This window comes from Streptomyces sp. NPDC058000 (assembly GCF_042886435.1).
Classification (GTDB): Bacteria; Actinomycetota; Actinomycetes; order Streptomycetales; family Streptomycetaceae; genus Streptomyces.
In genome coordinates, this window is the sequence record NZ_JBHVQS010000010.1 from 90,444 (window position 1) to 104,201 (window position 13,758).

At 68.6% G+C, this 13,758-nt stretch carries 15 protein-coding genes and 1 pseudogene; 6 read left to right on the forward strand and 10 right to left on the reverse strand.

What is annotated here, in order from left to right:
• The first annotated feature begins 234 nt into the window (after positions 1 to 234).
• Together ACFVT2_RS13345 and ACFVT2_RS13350 are read left to right on the forward strand one after the other, a co-directional pair.
• Entirely contained in the window at positions 235 to 645 is a 411-nt protein-coding gene (locus ACFVT2_RS13345) for a CocE/NonD family hydrolase (RefSeq protein ID WP_390016204.1), read from the forward strand.
• Positions 646 to 895: 250 nt separating this feature from the next.
• On the forward strand, positions 896 to 1,537 hold the full coding sequence (locus tag ACFVT2_RS13350; protein WP_390016487.1) for a CocE/NonD family hydrolase: 642 nt from the start codon (positions 896 to 898) through the stop codon (positions 1,535 to 1,537).
• A gap of 95 nt (positions 1,538 to 1,632) precedes the next feature.
• On the opposite strand, the gene ACFVT2_RS13355 is transcribed toward ACFVT2_RS13350, so the two are convergent.
• The 5 genes and pseudogenes from ACFVT2_RS13355 to ACFVT2_RS13375 all read right to left on the reverse strand — a co-directional run bounded on the left by ACFVT2_RS13355 (position 1,633) and on the right by ACFVT2_RS13375 (position 5,859).
• Complete coding sequence (locus ACFVT2_RS13355; protein WP_390016207.1) at positions 1,633 to 2,319, reverse strand: alpha/beta hydrolase; 687 nt, start codon at positions 2,317 to 2,319, stop codon at positions 1,633 to 1,635.
• Between the two features lie 139 nt (positions 2,320 to 2,458).
• Positions 2,459 to 2,877: pseudogene (locus tag ACFVT2_RS13360) on the reverse strand (transposase); the annotation flags it as partial.
• Positions 2,856 to 3,398: a helix-turn-helix domain-containing protein gene (locus ACFVT2_RS13365; RefSeq protein ID WP_390016210.1), complete on the reverse strand. Its 543-nt coding sequence runs from the start codon at positions 3,396 to 3,398 to the stop codon at positions 2,856 to 2,858. The pseudogene ACFVT2_RS13360 and the gene ACFVT2_RS13365, both read right to left, overlap by 22 nt.
• Before the next feature lie 750 nt (positions 3,399 to 4,148).
• The gene (locus ACFVT2_RS13370) at positions 4,149 to 4,550 is read right to left on the reverse strand and encodes a nuclear transport factor 2 family protein (protein WP_390016213.1); all 402 of its coding nucleotides are present in this window, start codon (positions 4,548 to 4,550) and stop codon (positions 4,149 to 4,151) included.
• A 196-nt stretch (positions 4,551 to 4,746) separates the two neighbouring features.
• Positions 4,747 to 5,859: a hypothetical protein gene (locus ACFVT2_RS13375; protein ID WP_390016215.1), complete on the reverse strand. Its 1,113-nt coding sequence runs from the start codon at positions 5,857 to 5,859 to the stop codon at positions 4,747 to 4,749.
• Between the two features lie 112 nt (positions 5,860 to 5,971).
• Here ACFVT2_RS13375 and ACFVT2_RS13380 point away from each other — a divergent pair, with 112 nt between their 5' ends.
• From ACFVT2_RS13380 to ACFVT2_RS13390, 3 genes are all read left to right on the forward strand, one after another.
• Positions 5,972 to 6,568: a TetR/AcrR family transcriptional regulator gene (locus ACFVT2_RS13380; RefSeq protein WP_390016218.1), complete on the forward strand. Its 597-nt coding sequence runs from the start codon at positions 5,972 to 5,974 to the stop codon at positions 6,566 to 6,568.
• Positions 6,569 to 6,698: 130 nt separating this feature from the next.
• Complete coding sequence (locus ACFVT2_RS13385; protein WP_390016489.1) at positions 6,699 to 6,944, forward strand: BTAD domain-containing putative transcriptional regulator; 246 nt, start codon at positions 6,699 to 6,701, stop codon at positions 6,942 to 6,944.
• Positions 6,945 to 7,150: 206 nt separating this feature from the next.
• Positions 7,151 to 7,522: an ArsR/SmtB family transcription factor gene (locus ACFVT2_RS13390; protein ID WP_390016221.1), complete on the forward strand. Its 372-nt coding sequence runs from the start codon at positions 7,151 to 7,153 to the stop codon at positions 7,520 to 7,522.
• 436 nt (positions 7,523 to 7,958) lie between these two features.
• On the opposite strand, the gene ACFVT2_RS13395 is transcribed toward ACFVT2_RS13390, so the two are convergent.
• A complete protein-coding gene (locus tag ACFVT2_RS13395) occupies positions 7,959 to 8,531 on the reverse strand; it encodes a TetR/AcrR family transcriptional regulator (protein WP_390016223.1) in 573 nt (190 codons plus the stop codon).
• 65 nt (positions 8,532 to 8,596) lie between these two features.
• Here ACFVT2_RS13395 and ACFVT2_RS13400 point away from each other — a divergent pair, with 65 nt between their 5' ends.
• Complete coding sequence (locus tag ACFVT2_RS13400) at positions 8,597 to 9,568, forward strand: SDR family NAD(P)-dependent oxidoreductase (protein ID WP_390016226.1); 972 nt, start codon at positions 8,597 to 8,599, stop codon at positions 9,566 to 9,568.
• A gap of 198 nt (positions 9,569 to 9,766) precedes the next feature.
• Here the strand turns inward: ACFVT2_RS13400 and ACFVT2_RS13405 are convergent, their stop codons facing one another.
• The 4 genes from ACFVT2_RS13405 to ACFVT2_RS13420 form a co-directional block, all read right to left on the reverse strand.
• Complete coding sequence (locus ACFVT2_RS13405) at positions 9,767 to 10,360, reverse strand: YbhB/YbcL family Raf kinase inhibitor-like protein (RefSeq protein WP_390016229.1); 594 nt, start codon at positions 10,358 to 10,360, stop codon at positions 9,767 to 9,769.
• A gap of 103 nt (positions 10,361 to 10,463) precedes the next feature.
• Complete coding sequence (locus tag ACFVT2_RS13410; protein WP_390016231.1) at positions 10,464 to 12,293, reverse strand: glycoside hydrolase family 15 protein; 1,830 nt, start codon at positions 12,291 to 12,293, stop codon at positions 10,464 to 10,466.
• Between the two features lie 286 nt (positions 12,294 to 12,579).
• Positions 12,580 to 13,257, reverse strand: a complete 678-nt coding sequence (locus ACFVT2_RS13415) for a class I SAM-dependent methyltransferase (RefSeq protein WP_390016234.1) — start codon at positions 13,255 to 13,257, stop codon at positions 12,580 to 12,582.
• Positions 13,254 to 13,757 (reverse strand): hypothetical protein, encoded by a 504-nt coding sequence (locus ACFVT2_RS13420; protein WP_390016237.1) that lies wholly within the window; start codon positions 13,755 to 13,757, stop codon positions 13,254 to 13,256. The genes ACFVT2_RS13415 and ACFVT2_RS13420 overlap by 4 nt, the downstream gene beginning before the upstream one ends.
• Position 13,758: the final 1 nt, after the last annotated feature.

The following is a 13,758-nucleotide window of genomic DNA, read 5'->3' on the forward strand; positions in this document are numbered from 1 at the left end:
CGGTCGTCGGCGCACGCGAACAAGCCGTTGGTGGCGACGCGTTCGGCACCCACGTCGATGGCGTGGCCGGACTGGCGGACGAAGTGCGTGGGGTGCAGGTAGTGCAGGGCGTACTCGATGTCGATCTCCACGTCGCCGATCTGGCTGGTGCGCCGCTCCCAGATCGCGGACACGGCAGCACCGATGGCGAGTTGGGCCGTGGCGGATGCCTCGCCGAGGCGGTGCGGCGAGCGGATGACGCCGGAGCCGGTGCCGGTACTGCTGGTGCGTACGCCCTACAGCAAGGAGACGATCGGGCAGTTGGGTGGCACCTCACCGAACTTGTTCGCGGTGATGCGCGCCGGGTATGCCGTGGCCTTTCAGGACTGTCGGGGAACCTTCGGCTCGGACGGGATCTTCGTCCCCCACGTCCACGACGCGGCGGACGGCGCCGACACGATTTCGTGGCTGGCGGCCCAGGAATGGTGCAACGGCAACGTGGGCATGTGGGGGCCGTCCTACCTCGGGTTCGTGCAGTGGCAGGCCGCCGCGACCGGCGTGCCGGCGCTCAAGGCGATCGCTCCCGCGGTGACCTCTACCGGGCGCCGTGGCACTCCCGCGGTGGCGCCTTGTCGCTGGACACGACGCTCGCCTGGGCGACGATGATGTCCCTCAACGAAGCCCGGCGCGCCGTTGCCGAGGGACGCGACGCGGGGACCGCGGCTTCGGGATCACGGCGAGCACGGACGCCGCGCTGCTGACCGAGCCGCAGATCGCGTTCTTCGACCGGTGGTTGAGGGGACAAGCGGACGCATTGGACGGCCGGGAGCCGGTGCGCCTGTTCGTGATGGGCGTCGATCAATGGCGCGACGAGCCGGACTGGCCGTTGCCGGACACCGAGTACACGGCCTAATACCTGCGCGGCGCCGGGCCGGCCAACAGCTCGGCCGGCGCGGGCGCGCTCTCGCCGGCCGAGCCGACGGACGAGTTCGTCGACACCTACCTCTACGACCCTCGCCGACCCGTGCCCTCTCCGGGCGGCACGATGATGAACATGGGCGGCTACGACGGCCCGACAGATCAGCGGCCGCTGCACGATCGCGACGATGTGCTCGTGTTCGTCTCCGACGTGCTGGACGAGCCGCTGGAAGTCACGGGACCCATCACGGCCACGCTGTTCGTAAGCTCCTCGGCGCCCGACACGGATTTCACGGCGAAGCTCGTCGACGTGCATCCGGACGGCCGCGCGATCATCTTGTGCGAGGGGATTCAACGGATGCGCTACCGGAACTCGCTCACGGAGCCCGAGCCCATCACCCCGGACACGGTGTACGAGATCGGGATCGATCTGATCGCCACGGCCAACGTCTTCTTGCCGGGCCACCAGATCATGGTGGAGGTCTCCAGCAGTAACTTTCCGCGCTACGACCGCAATTCCAACACCGGCAAGATCATCGCGCAGGAGTACCTCTCCGAGATGGCCGTCGCGGTCAACCGGGTCCACCGCGGCGCGGAATATCCCAGCCGAGTCACCCTGCCGGTCATCCACCGTTACTGAGCTTGAAAGCGTGATGTCGTTGCAAGAAGGCGGCCCGGTCGGTTCGGGACCGCCTCCTTGCGTGTTGCGCTGCGGCCGGTCGCTGTCGGCTTGGCCTAGGCGTCAAGGGACTTCGCCGCCTCACGGATCACATCGAGGACGAAGTCGGGATGCGAGAACATGGGAACGTGGCTGCTGTCCACGGGACGGATTTTGGCGCCCATGCGCTCGGCGGCGGACCGCTCCAGGTCGGGATGCACGGTGCGATCGTTGTTGGCGACGATGTACCAGCTTGGCTTCGTCCGCCAGGCGGTGCCGGGAACCTGCTGATTGAACAGGTCCGCCACTGGCACAGCGCCCGTCGCCAGGACGAGCTTCTGCTCCGCTTCCGGAAGGTCGCCGCAGAAGTGCGGGACGCCTGAGGGCTTGAGCCACACGCGGCCGTCAGCGACGTCGACGTGCTCGAAGATTGGCGTGCGGGGGAATTTGTCCTGCTGTTGCTGCGACGTCTCGTCCTCGTCCGGGGCGAGCGCGGCGATGTACACCAGAGCGCCGACGCGGTCGTGGGTACCCGCTTTGGTGATCAGGGTCCCACCGTAGGAGTGACCGACCAGCACGATCGGGCCGGGGACATGGTTGAGCGTGAAGTTGACGCACGCGACGTCGCTTTCGAGCGAGTCGAGGCCGTGCTGTGAGGCGAAAACCTCGTGCCCTTCAGCCTGGAGCGTGGGAATGAGCTTGTTGAAGCACGACCCATCCGCCCAGAGTCCGTGGGCGAAGACAATGCTGGGCTTACCCGCCATGACATTTCCTTCTACGGAGAGATTACATATGCAAGATTGCACCATATTGCACGTTCAGCGCCTATTTTTGCGTGATGGCCAAGTATGTCGCCCCATCCCCATCGTTGGGCCTACAAGGTTGAACGCGTTCTCGTTGTAGTCATGTGCTGATGATCAGGCCCGTTTCGGCGAGGCAGCCGCCTATGAGGTCGCCGTGGTACTGGATGTGGCGCAGGCCGCGTCGGATGTGCTGGATGAGGTGTTCTGGCGTGCCGAAAGCGACGTTGGAGAGCCAGCCCCGCCGCAGCAGGGACCAGATACCTTCGACGGGGTTGAGGTCGGGCGCGTAAGGCGGCAGGTAGTAGATGGTCAGCCAGTCGCGCGAGGCGGCGAACTCCCGCAGCCCGGCGGCCTTGTGGACGTTGAGGTTGTCCCAGACGAGCACGATCGGGCCGCCGAATTGCTCTGGTGGGCTGCGATCAGCAGGTCCCGGTAGTCGCGCCAGGAGAAGCTCCCACACCTGTCGCGTCGGTCGTCGTCCCGGCGCGGCCGATGGATCAGCCGGGATCGGTGGCCGGGTGCAGCAACAGGCGCCGCACGGCGAGCGCGGTCTGTACCCGCAGCCGGCCCTGGGGGTCGCGGACGGGGAAACCGAGGTCGCGTTCGATGGCCGCGATCCGGTCGGTGAGCGTGGAGTGGTGCAGGTAGAGCGCTGCCGCCGCGAGTCGGAGGCTGGCGTGCGAGGTGAACTCCACCAGGGTGCGGAGCACGCCGGGACCCGATCGGGCGGCTCGCTCCAGAGTACGGACATCAGCCGGCGGCGAAGCCGGGGCGAGCCCGTCCGCCAGCAGCATCACGGCGCCGAACTCATCGGCATAGACCGTGCTCGGCCCCGGGTCGTCGTCCGTGCCCTCCGCCGCGAAGCGCAACGCCGTGCGCGCCTGGACCCACGAACGCGGCAGGTCCGGCAAGGACACGGTCGGGCCGAAGCCGACCCGCCCGATGCCCTCCCACCGACGTGCCGCGCCGTTGTCGCTGGATGCCTTGTCGGCGGTGACGATCGTCGCGGCTCCGTCGGCGGGAGCGACCGCCCGGGCCATCGCGTCCTCCGGCAGGTCCAGCAGCTCTGCCGCGTGCCGGCGATCGTCCTCGCTCGCATCGCTGTCGAGCAGTAACCTCGAGAGCGGCGGGATCGTCGGGGAAGGTCCCCAGGGCCGCACGAGACACGCCGCGGGTGCGACGCAGCACCTCTCGGGCGGCGAAGGCGCCCCGGTCAAGGACCATGCCCGCCAGCAAGGAGGGCCGGCCGAGGTGTTCGAGCCACAAGGCCGGTGTGCCAGCGGGCTCCAGCGGCGCCGCCGGCCAACGAGGATCGGCCGGACCACGCGCCCTCGCGACACGCCCCTCCACGTCTGCACGCAGAGCGACGCGGAGGCGCGCGTCGATCAGACGCGCAGGCGAGCCGGTCAGTCCCGCCACCGCGGCGAGGATCGGCTCCAGCCCCGCGCGGCCCGCGACAAGCTCGTCGAATCGCCCGATGACACGAATCGCTGCGCACGCTTCCGGGTCGAGAGCGTCGAGCCTGGCCACAACCTGATGCATAGAGGCATCGTGCCTTCCTGGGTCCGAAGCGCCAACCAACCCGGACGCCTGAGGTCCGGCCCACGACCGCGCGGGCGTAGACGCCGCACAAGAACGCCACGTAGGCCCAGCCGGTCCAGGTCGAGGTTCTTGAGTGCGGCGTTGTCCCCGTAGTTGCACTCGGGCCTGACCAACACCGATGTGTCACTCCTCGCGATCGTCGCGCCCTGGGCGACGAGGCTACGGCCGTATGGCTGGGAGCGCGTTGTTCAGGGGCGCATTGCCAAGGCGACGCCCCAGGAGTCCTCGAACATGTAGAAGCGGCTGATGCGACCCTCGGCGTTGACGACGACATCCACCGCGAACGGCGTGTCGATCACCTTGCCGGTCGAGCGAACCGCGACCCGTGCCCGTCCGATCAGCACCGCGTTGGGGCCGTCGATGATGACGCGCTCGACGTCGAAGAGCTCGCGGACGGTGAGTCGGTTCATCGCCTGGAAGAAATCCGGGATACCGGCGACCGTACGGCGGCCCGCCCAGGGGACGATCTCCGGGTCTCCGGGGATCTCCCAGTGGGCGTCGGCTGCGAACAGCGCGACCACGGCCGGGATGTCGCCCTCCCCCATGCGCTTGAGGAGCTCGTTCACCACATCGCGTGTCTGGTCACTCATGATCGTTTCCACTCCTGCCGATCGGAGCCGGCGTCTCGAACTGTGTTCTTGCGTCGTTCATGTAGAGCTGGATCCCGGTCAGGCAGCGCCCGGTGCGGGCGAACCCGCCACCAGCCGGCTTCGTTCCGTTCCCGGGCCTCCGCGGTGTCCGATCCAAGTCACCTCGCCCCCGCCGCGCCGGCGCGCCCATGCGTGGTCACCGGAGGGGTGTGGAACGAGCAGCCCGGTCGCCCTCGTCGTGGTTGACCTGTTCCAGCAAACGCCGGTTGGACTCTGCGACTTGGCCGGTGAGATCCCTGTAGGGCTCGTCCCATGGGTCCTTGAGTCCGAAGCCGCGTTGCGGGTTCTCCAGCCAGCCGCACCAGTGCCAGCCCAGGCACCATGGGCGCGCCGCGAACGCCTCCGCGGAAGCGGTGTACCCGGCACCGCGTTCACGCTGGTCGCGCGCGGACCCCGTGCGACCGGGGCTCATCGCCGTGGGGCACCAGTTGCCGGTGTCGGCGATCAGGACGGGGCGCTTCGTCCGCTCGTGCCAGCGGCCGATCTGGTCCAGGGCCGCGTCCAGGCTCGCGGGGTCCAGTCCCGGAAAGGTCTGCACCGACAACACGTCGACGTAGGGAGCCATCGCGTCGAGCACGACTTCGGGCACGCCGGCCCGGGTGCCATAACGGTCTCCCAGGATCAGGTGGTTCGGGTCGTGTCGTCGGATCGCCTCGGTGGTGATGCGGTAGTAGGCCTCGGCGATCGCCGGGAGTTCGGAGGCCGGGTACCCGGCGCCGGCAGGATGGCGGTTCCAGCAGGGTGCATCGACGAGGAAGTAGCCCAGAAGGTTCGGGTCGTCCGGACGGCACACCGTCCTGGCGAGGTGATCGCACCACTGGGCGAACGCGGGGTCGCGGGGGTCGCGATAGGCGGGGAAGCCGTTCCAGTACTCGATCTCGACTGCACGCAGCGACAGTGTGTAGGGGATGCCGGCGCCGGCCAGTTCTTCGGGCGGCAGGCCCTCGGAATGGCCCAGGTCGACGACAGCGCCCTCCGAGGCGAGACCCGCGCCGCTGACGTACTCCGACGTCCAGCCCAGGGTATTGAATCCCCAGTCCTTCAGGTCGGGAACGAGGCCCTCTTGCAGCCACCGCTGTCGCGAACCCCCGTACCGGGACTGGTAGATGGCGAGATTGTGCGGATAGCGCAGGTTGGTGTCGTCGGCATGGACGATGCCCACCGACAGGAACGGGTCGCCGTCCGGCGTGCGCAGTCGCCAGCGGTGTCGGCGGTCGACAGTGAAGGCGGGGCGGGTGGGGCGCGTCATCGGGTGCCGTCCCCTCGGGTGGACAAAAGCTTGCGCTCGGCCCGAGCTAAGCACCTGGATTCCGCGATGGCAAGACGAGATGCCTCGTCTCGCTTCCTTGTATGGTAGGGCCATGCCTGCTGAACCCGATCCCGCACGACGCAGCCACGAGTCCTGGCGCGCCATCCTCGACGCCACCTTCGAGCTACTGGAGGAGGGCGGCTACGAATCGGTCACCATGGGCGCGATCGCGGCCCGGGCAGGCGTGGGCCGGCAGACGCTCTACCGCTGGTGGCCCTCCAAGGCGGCAGTGGTCTTCGAGGTCTTCCTCGATAAGACGAACATCGGCCCGTTCCTGGACGGAGGTGAGGACTTCCCCGCGCAACTACGCGCCTTCGCCCATGGATTCCGGGCCCTCTATGTGGAAGGGCCCGCGGGAACACGTCTCCGGGAGCTGATCGGAGCGGCGCAGACCGATCCGGACCTGGCCCGCGCCATGGTCGGGCAGTGGTTCGAACCGCGCCGCGCACCAGTCCGGCAGGCGCTGCATGAGGCCCAGAATGCGGGTGTCATCCGGGCCGACGTAGCAGCAGACGCCGCACTCGATCTCGTCTTCGCACCGCTGCATTACCGCTTGCTGGTCTCGGGCCAACCCGTGGATGCCGAGTACGTGAATGCCATCGTGGACCTCGCCCTTGCCGCCTTGGCACCTGGAGCTCCCTCGGCGTAGGAGCGGGACCCCGTCGGGCTTCGGCCGCTCCACGGCCCGCGTCGAGTCCTGGCCCAGATCGATTGCCACCGTCCTCCTCCCCTGAACAGCCCGCCGCACCGCCTCTGGCGGAGGTAGTAGCCGTGTACATATCCCGCAAGCGGAAGCCCCGACGATCCACCAGGAAGTGCGCAGGCGACTCGCCGACGATTGCGGCGTCGACCCGAGTTCGCAGCTCCGGGCGACACAGCGCGAGGTGCTTCGGCAGTCGCAAGACGTGGGCAGGAAAGGCGCTTCCGGCCACTTCGGCGACAGCCCCCCGCTTCAGCCCTGCAGGTCCGGCCGCCACATCAACTCCCCTCTGCATCCGCGACTTTCGTTGGTCGGCGACAGATGACAACCGCACGGTATCTGCTGAGCAATACGGCGACGGAGCCCGCCGGCGCGGGCGTGCACTGCACCATCGCGGCAACGGATCTGACTTGACGTCAGGCGATCCTCCGGACGCTGTCTGTTCTCTCAGGCCGTCTGCAGCAGTGCCTGCATCATGACTGTGTCTATGACGTAGACGCGGGTTGAGAAGACCTTGTTGAGCAGGAGACGGTGGGTGTCGGGTACGACTGGAGCGAATCCCTCACCGACCCCAGCTGCGACCACGCCGTCAGGGGCGTTGACCTCGCCCTGCCACCCACGATCTGGTACCCCGCCCGCGGCCTCGCCACGGTCTGGGACACCGACACCACCGCCCCGCCCGCCGCCCTGGCCGACCTGCTCTGCCGCACTCGCGCCGGCATCCTCGACCACCTCGCCCAGCCGACCAGCACGACCGAACTGGCTCAGCGATGGGGAGTCACTCCCGGTACGGAGAGCCAGCGCCTCGGCGTCGTACACCGCGCCGGACTGGTCATCCGGGCCCGGAACGGACACCTCGTGCTCGACCTGCGCAGCCTCCTCGGCGACCAACTACTGACGTGACGCGAGCCCGAAAGAACTACGGGACGCACGCGGACAATCGGCCGGTGACCAAGCCCCGAGCATCACACAGCGCTATATGTCCGTTCGTCGTAGTTATACGAGAACAGGGCCGGGGGTAGGTTGTGTCCCGTCTCCCTGTAGTTGGCGGATTCTCACTCGGTCTCATCCGAGTTGTCGGATTCTCAACCAGGCTCGGCCGGCAGGACCGGCTGTGTCCGGTCTCACCGGACCGTGATGGTCGGGGGACGCGCTCCCCGACACCTTCCTGCCAGCTGGTCCGGTCCGGGTGGCGAATCTTCGCCGGGCCGACTACCGGCATACGCGGCGCGCCGCGGCGCCCGGGACCGTCACTGCGGCGAGGGTGGCGGCACCTGTGCCCATCCGAGACCACGGCCCCGAGGCGGCCGGATTCCCGCGCGGCTTTTGACGCGTGTCTTCAGTGCACCAGGAGTTCGATGGCGACCTTCAGGCGTTCGAGGTAGAACTCCCGCGATGTGGCCTGATGCTTGAGGCCGATCGATGTGCTGATCATCGTCTGTGCGACGGGGGTGGCCGTCTCTTGTCCTGACTCGACGGCGATCGCGTCTGTGATCAGTTCCTCGAAACGTCGCGGGGTGCTCTCTGCGATCTCTCCGAGGAGGTCGTGGTTGTCCTCGACGACCACCGCGACATCGCGCGTCAGTGGGCCGACGTAGCGGCCCGCCCACCGGTCGAAGGCTTCGACGAGGCGCTGCGGAAGAGGGCGGTCGACATCGGCTAGGACATGTTCGACCGCTGCGATGTCGCGCTCCAGGGCCTGGGTGACGGCGGCACGGAACAGAGCCTCCTTGGAGGAGAAGAGGAAGTAGAGCCCGGGGCGGGAGATGTGTGCCGCCCGCGCCACTTCCTCCATCGAGGTCTTCCGGTAGCCGAATCGCGCGAACGTGGCCAGAGCGGAGTCCAGAACCGTGGTCCGACGGTCGGTATGGGTGGTTGGCGACGAGAGGGGGCCGGCCTCGGGGCTGCTCATGAGGCGACCTTAGGAGCAGGAATCTAGCTATACAAGTTCAGTCCAGTATGTATAGCCTCGCTGTCATGACGGCTCGCGAACGCCTCTCCACCTCCTTCACCGCCTCCAGCACAGCGGACGAGGTGGTGCGGGGCGTTGACCTCACCGGCATCCGCGCGATCGTGACGGGAGCTTCCTCCGGAATCGGGATCGAGACGGCTCGCGCGTTGTCCGCAGCTGGGGCGCAGGTGACGCTCGCCGTGCGGAACACGGCTGCGGGTGACGCCGTCGCTGGATCGATCGAGAGCTCGACCGGAGCGGTCCGCCCCCGAGTCGTCCGGCTGGACCTCGCCGACAGAGCCACCGTCACGTCGTTCGTCGCCGCGTGGAGCGGTCCGCTTCACCTGTTGGTCAACAACGCGGGCGTGGTCACCGGTGGCCTCGAACGAACCCGCGAGGGCTGGGAGTTGCAGTTCGCGACAAACCATCTGGGTCACCTCGCACTCGCCATCGGCCTGCACGACGCCTTGGCCCTCGGCGCGTCCGACCGCGACGGGGCACGGATCGTCTCGGTCAGTTCGACGGCGCACATGCGTTCCGGCATCGACTTCGACGACCTCCACTTCGAGCGGCGCAGCTACGACCCGCAGATTGCCTACGCCCAGTCGAAGACGGCGAACTCCCTATTCGCCGTTGAGGCGACCCGCCTGTGGGCGTCCGACGGCATCGTCGCCAATGCAGTGAACCCCGGCGGTGTCGCGACGGGTCTGCAGCGGAACTTCACCGCGCAGCAGAAGCAGTCTCTCGATGCGGCCGAGGCCGCCGGAGTCTTCAGGTACAAAACGGTCCAGCAGGGAGCCGCCACCACCATGGTCGCGGCCGTCGCCCGGCAGTTCGCCCACTCCGGAGGCCACTACCTCGATGACTCGCAGGAGGCCTACACCGTGCCGAACGACGCCGACCTCGCGCAACATCCGCACGGTGTAAAGGAATGGGCGCTCGATCCCGCTGTCGCCGAGCGCCTCTGGGCGGTCTCGACCGACCTGCTCCGCGTCTGACCTCTCGACGCCACGACACTCCCACGTCCGATCTTCCCCGGCATCGACGAGCCCCTCGGATTCCGCAGAAGCCAGGTGCACTGAAAATCCCGCGCCGAGCGTTCTCACTCCGCCTGGCAGCCCCGCAGCTCAGCACAAGATCCACAGACAAGCTCGACGCGACAGGACAGGTTGGGTTGCCTGATCGCTGAATCTTCGTCAGCGGCGCGTGTAGGGCGCCACGAGCGTTGCCGAGGCGAAGGCTCGCCGCTTGATCTCCTGCAGGGTCCGGGCAGGTGGCGTGCTGCCGTCGAAGGAGGTGGGCATCGGTTCGTGGAGCGCGTACAGCGTCAGCTCGTACCTGTGGGTGCTGCCGTGCGGTGGGCATGGCCCGTCGTAGGTGGCCTCCCCGAAGTCGTTGAGTGCCTCACGGGCGCCCGGGAGAAGGTGGTGAGCGCTGATTCCGTGGGCACTTGGGGGGATTCCGAGTTGGAGCCAGTGAATCTTGTGGATATCGAGGTCGACCATGGTCAGGGCGAGTTCCCGTGTTCCGGTCGGCACGTTCGCGAAGTTCAGACCTGGCGAGTAATCCCTTGGATCGTCGCAGGTCATGAGCGAGGCGAACGCTCCGGTGCGGTCGAATCCCTGTCCCCGGGTGAGGGTGAGGGGGCCAGCGGGCGCAGTGGTGGTGCGCGTGGTGGCCGTGGAGGACGTGTGTGTGCCAGGGGCGGGCTCTGACGTGCCGGAGCAGGAAGCGCATGCCAGCAGTGCCGCCGTGGCCGCGACGGTTGCCAGGGGTGGGTGTCCTCGCATGCGGCCCACTGTAGAGAGGCGGGTGCGCAAGATGAGTCATCCACGCTGGTCCGCCCCCAGCGGTGTACGTGCGGCGGTCCCCGATCCATGGCGGGGACCGGCCTTACTCGACTCCTTGCGATGGGTGCTGCTGCCCGGCGTCGCGGATGGCGCGGGCGGCGTTGATGAGTCCGATGTGGCTGAAGGCTTGGGGATAGTTGCCGAGGGCTTCTCCCGTGGCGGGGTCCGCCTCCTCGGCAAGCAGGCCGACGTCGTTGGCGTGCGCGAGTGCGGCCTGGAACACCTGTCGTGCCCGGACGACATGGCCGGTCAGGGCGAGGGCGTGGGCGAACCAGAAGGTGCAGAGCAGGAAGGCTCCTTCCGCTTCGTCGATCTCGTCGCCGAGGTAGCGGCGGACAAGGCCGTTGCGGTCGGTGAGCTGGGTGGCGACGGCGAGCACGGTGGACTGGACGCGAGGGTCCTGCGGAGGCAGGAAGCCGACGATGGGCAGCATCAGCGCCGAGGCGTCCAGTTCGTCACTGTCGAACGCCTGGGTGAAGGCGCCCGAACGGGGGCTCCAGCCGCCCTCTTCGATGGCTTGGCGGACGTTGTCTCGCTCGTGGCGCCAGTGGGTCACGCGTTCGTGGGCCTGGAGGGCGGGGGCCATCGAGATGGCACGGTCCAGGGCGACCCAGCACATCAGTTTCGAGTGCAGGAAGTGTCTGCTCGGTCCGCGTCGCTCCCAGATGCCCTGGTCGGGCTCGGTCCAGCGACGGGCGGCTGTGTCGGCCGCCTGGACCAGGAAGGCGCGGGTGGGCGGGTCCAGGCGCTCCCCGGGTGGGAGGCACTCGTGGGCGGCGTCGAGGAGTTCGCCGTAGACGTCGAGTTGGCGTTGGCGCCAGGCGTCGTTGCCGATCCGAACGGGGCCGCTGTTGCGCCAGCCAGTCAGGTGAGGCAGGAGCCGTTCGCTCAGATCACGTTCGCCGCCGATGCCGTACATGATCTGCAAGTCGACGCCGCGGTCGAGTTGGGTTGCCGCGGCCCGGGCGAGGAAGTCGAAGAACCGGTTCTTCTCCTTCTCGCAGGCGGCCGTGGCGAGCGCTTGCAGGGTGAAGCTCGCGTCGCGGACCCAGGTGTAGCGGTAGTCCCAGTTGCGCGTCCCGCCCGCCTTCTCGGGCAGGGAGGTGGTGGCCGCGGCGACGATGGCCCCAGTGGGAGCGAAGGTCAGTGCGCGCAGCACGCGTCCGCTGTGGCCCACCTCGTCCTGCCAGGGGCCGACGTAGCCGCGGTGGAGCTTCGACCAGGAGCGCCAGCCTTCGACGGTGTCGGCCATGCGGTGCCGGATCCGCCCCGGCCGCCAGCCCACCGACTGCCTTTCCCAAGCCGGCACGACGTGGAGGGCGAATCCGAGGCGGTGCCCGGCCGAGAGCGGGATTCGGCCGTGCGCTGTGGAGCCGCTCGCCCGCAGGTCGACGGGGCTCGACAGCAGCAGAACATGGGCGCCTCCGTACGCCGCGAGCCCGCCCCGCACGGCTGACAGGAGGGGGTGGACGAGTCCGAACTCCGGGCGCGGCGCGTAGGCGATCTCGATGTCCACCCGCCCTTCGGTGCAGGTGATCTGCCGCAGGAGCGTTCCGGGGGACGCGGTGCCGAGCGCGTGTCCGCGTTCGCGCCGTCCCAGGGCAAGGGCGTCCCGCAGGACCGCCGTGCCCCCGGGCGTGCGGAAGACCGTCTCCAGAACGAGGGTGTCCTCGAGGTAACGGCGGCTGGTGTCGACCGGGCCGGTAGGGCGGATGGACCAGTGGCCGGCGTCCTCGTCGAGGAGCCGGGCGAAGATCGCCGGGCTGTCGAACCGGGGCAGGCACAACCAGTCCACCGAGCCGTCGGAGGTCACCAGCGCGGCCGAGCGGCAGTCGGACAGCAGGGCGTGGTCACCGATCGGCCGCGTACTCATGCGTTGCCGCCCGTCCGCCTTGGGCCGGACGAGTCCCGGCCGGGACGAGGTGAGCAGTTGCCTGGGCCACAGGTCTCCCCAGGTGCCTGACGGGTGTTATGGATCCCAGCCTCCCTGAACAGCGGATTCACCTCCAGGCAATCAGCACGGTCGGTGCATCGCGCGTGCTGGTTGCCGTCAGTTGCCCCGACCGGGTGGCACGGCCGGGTGCCGCGCCCCGCACTCGGCGTCCGGTCGGCGTACGTGGTGTCTCCGTGCTGCCGCGTGGCGGGGCGGCCCCGCTTCATCAGCGAGGTCCCGAGGCCGAGTCCCGGCGGCCGAGGACGAGGAAGCGTCTGTGGCCGTATCTCCATTGGTCGGTGACGCTGAGGGCAAGGCCCTCGGCGATCCTGTGGAGCGCTGGTGCTCCCAGACGTGCCCAGGGAAACGGCGGGCCCTCGCGGCCATGGATGTCTTCGAACCGGGCGGTGCAGCGCTCCTCGACATCGTCGGGGTCGACCTCGACGAGGAGAAGCCCTGTCGGGGCGGTGAGTTGGATACAGCGGCCCAGCAGGGCGCGCGGGTCGCCGCCGATGCCGATGTTGCCGTCGATGAGCAGGACGGTCTGCCAGCCTCCCTCGGCCGGCAGCCGGTCGAACACCGATCGGCACAGAGCGATTCCGCCGCGAGCGACGGCATGGGCCGCCGCGCGGGGGGTTACGTCGACACCGAGCGCGAAGACTCCGCGACTCAGGAGTGCCGTGCACAGCCGACCCGGTCCGCAGCCGACGTCGAGAACGGGGCCGACGCAGCGGTTGAGCACCGATTCGTCGGCCCCGGTGGGATGCGCGTACCAGCGATGCACCGGCATCCGGATCCGGCACCCGTCCGCCAGCCGCAGGTACACCGGTCCGCGGCCGGCCCGAAGGGCGAGCGCATAGGGGTCTCCCTTGGCGCAGGGCGAGCCGTCCTCGTCGGTCGTCACGATGCAGCGTCGTGACCCGGTGCAGGTCGTTCCTCGTCGGCGCGGGCGGCCCGCCGGACGCGGCGGAGCTTGACGGCGAAGGCCACGGCGGAGGCGGCGAAGAGCACGGCGGTGATGGCCAGCCACCGGCCGAGGTAGACGTCCATGGACAACCGGGTGGCACCCGGGTAGGGGGTCGACAAGGCAAAGATGAGGGGGAACCAGACGAGCAGGAGCACACCGGAGAGAAAGCTGGGCACGCGCAGGTAGTTGATCCACGGTGGTTGCGGCATGCGGGTGGTGCGATGCCGCAGGACAGCGTGTGCCGACAGGTCGGCGAGCGAGTACAGGGGCAGCAGGACCAGGTCGTGGAGGATCGCCGCGCCGACGAACCAGATCGCCACCTCAAGCGGGCGGACGGCGAACAGGCGCACCATGGCGTAGCCGGTGATGGCGAACGAGGCGATCAGGACGAGAAGGTGGAGGGGGCCGGAGCCGTACCAGCGGACGAAGCGCGCCATG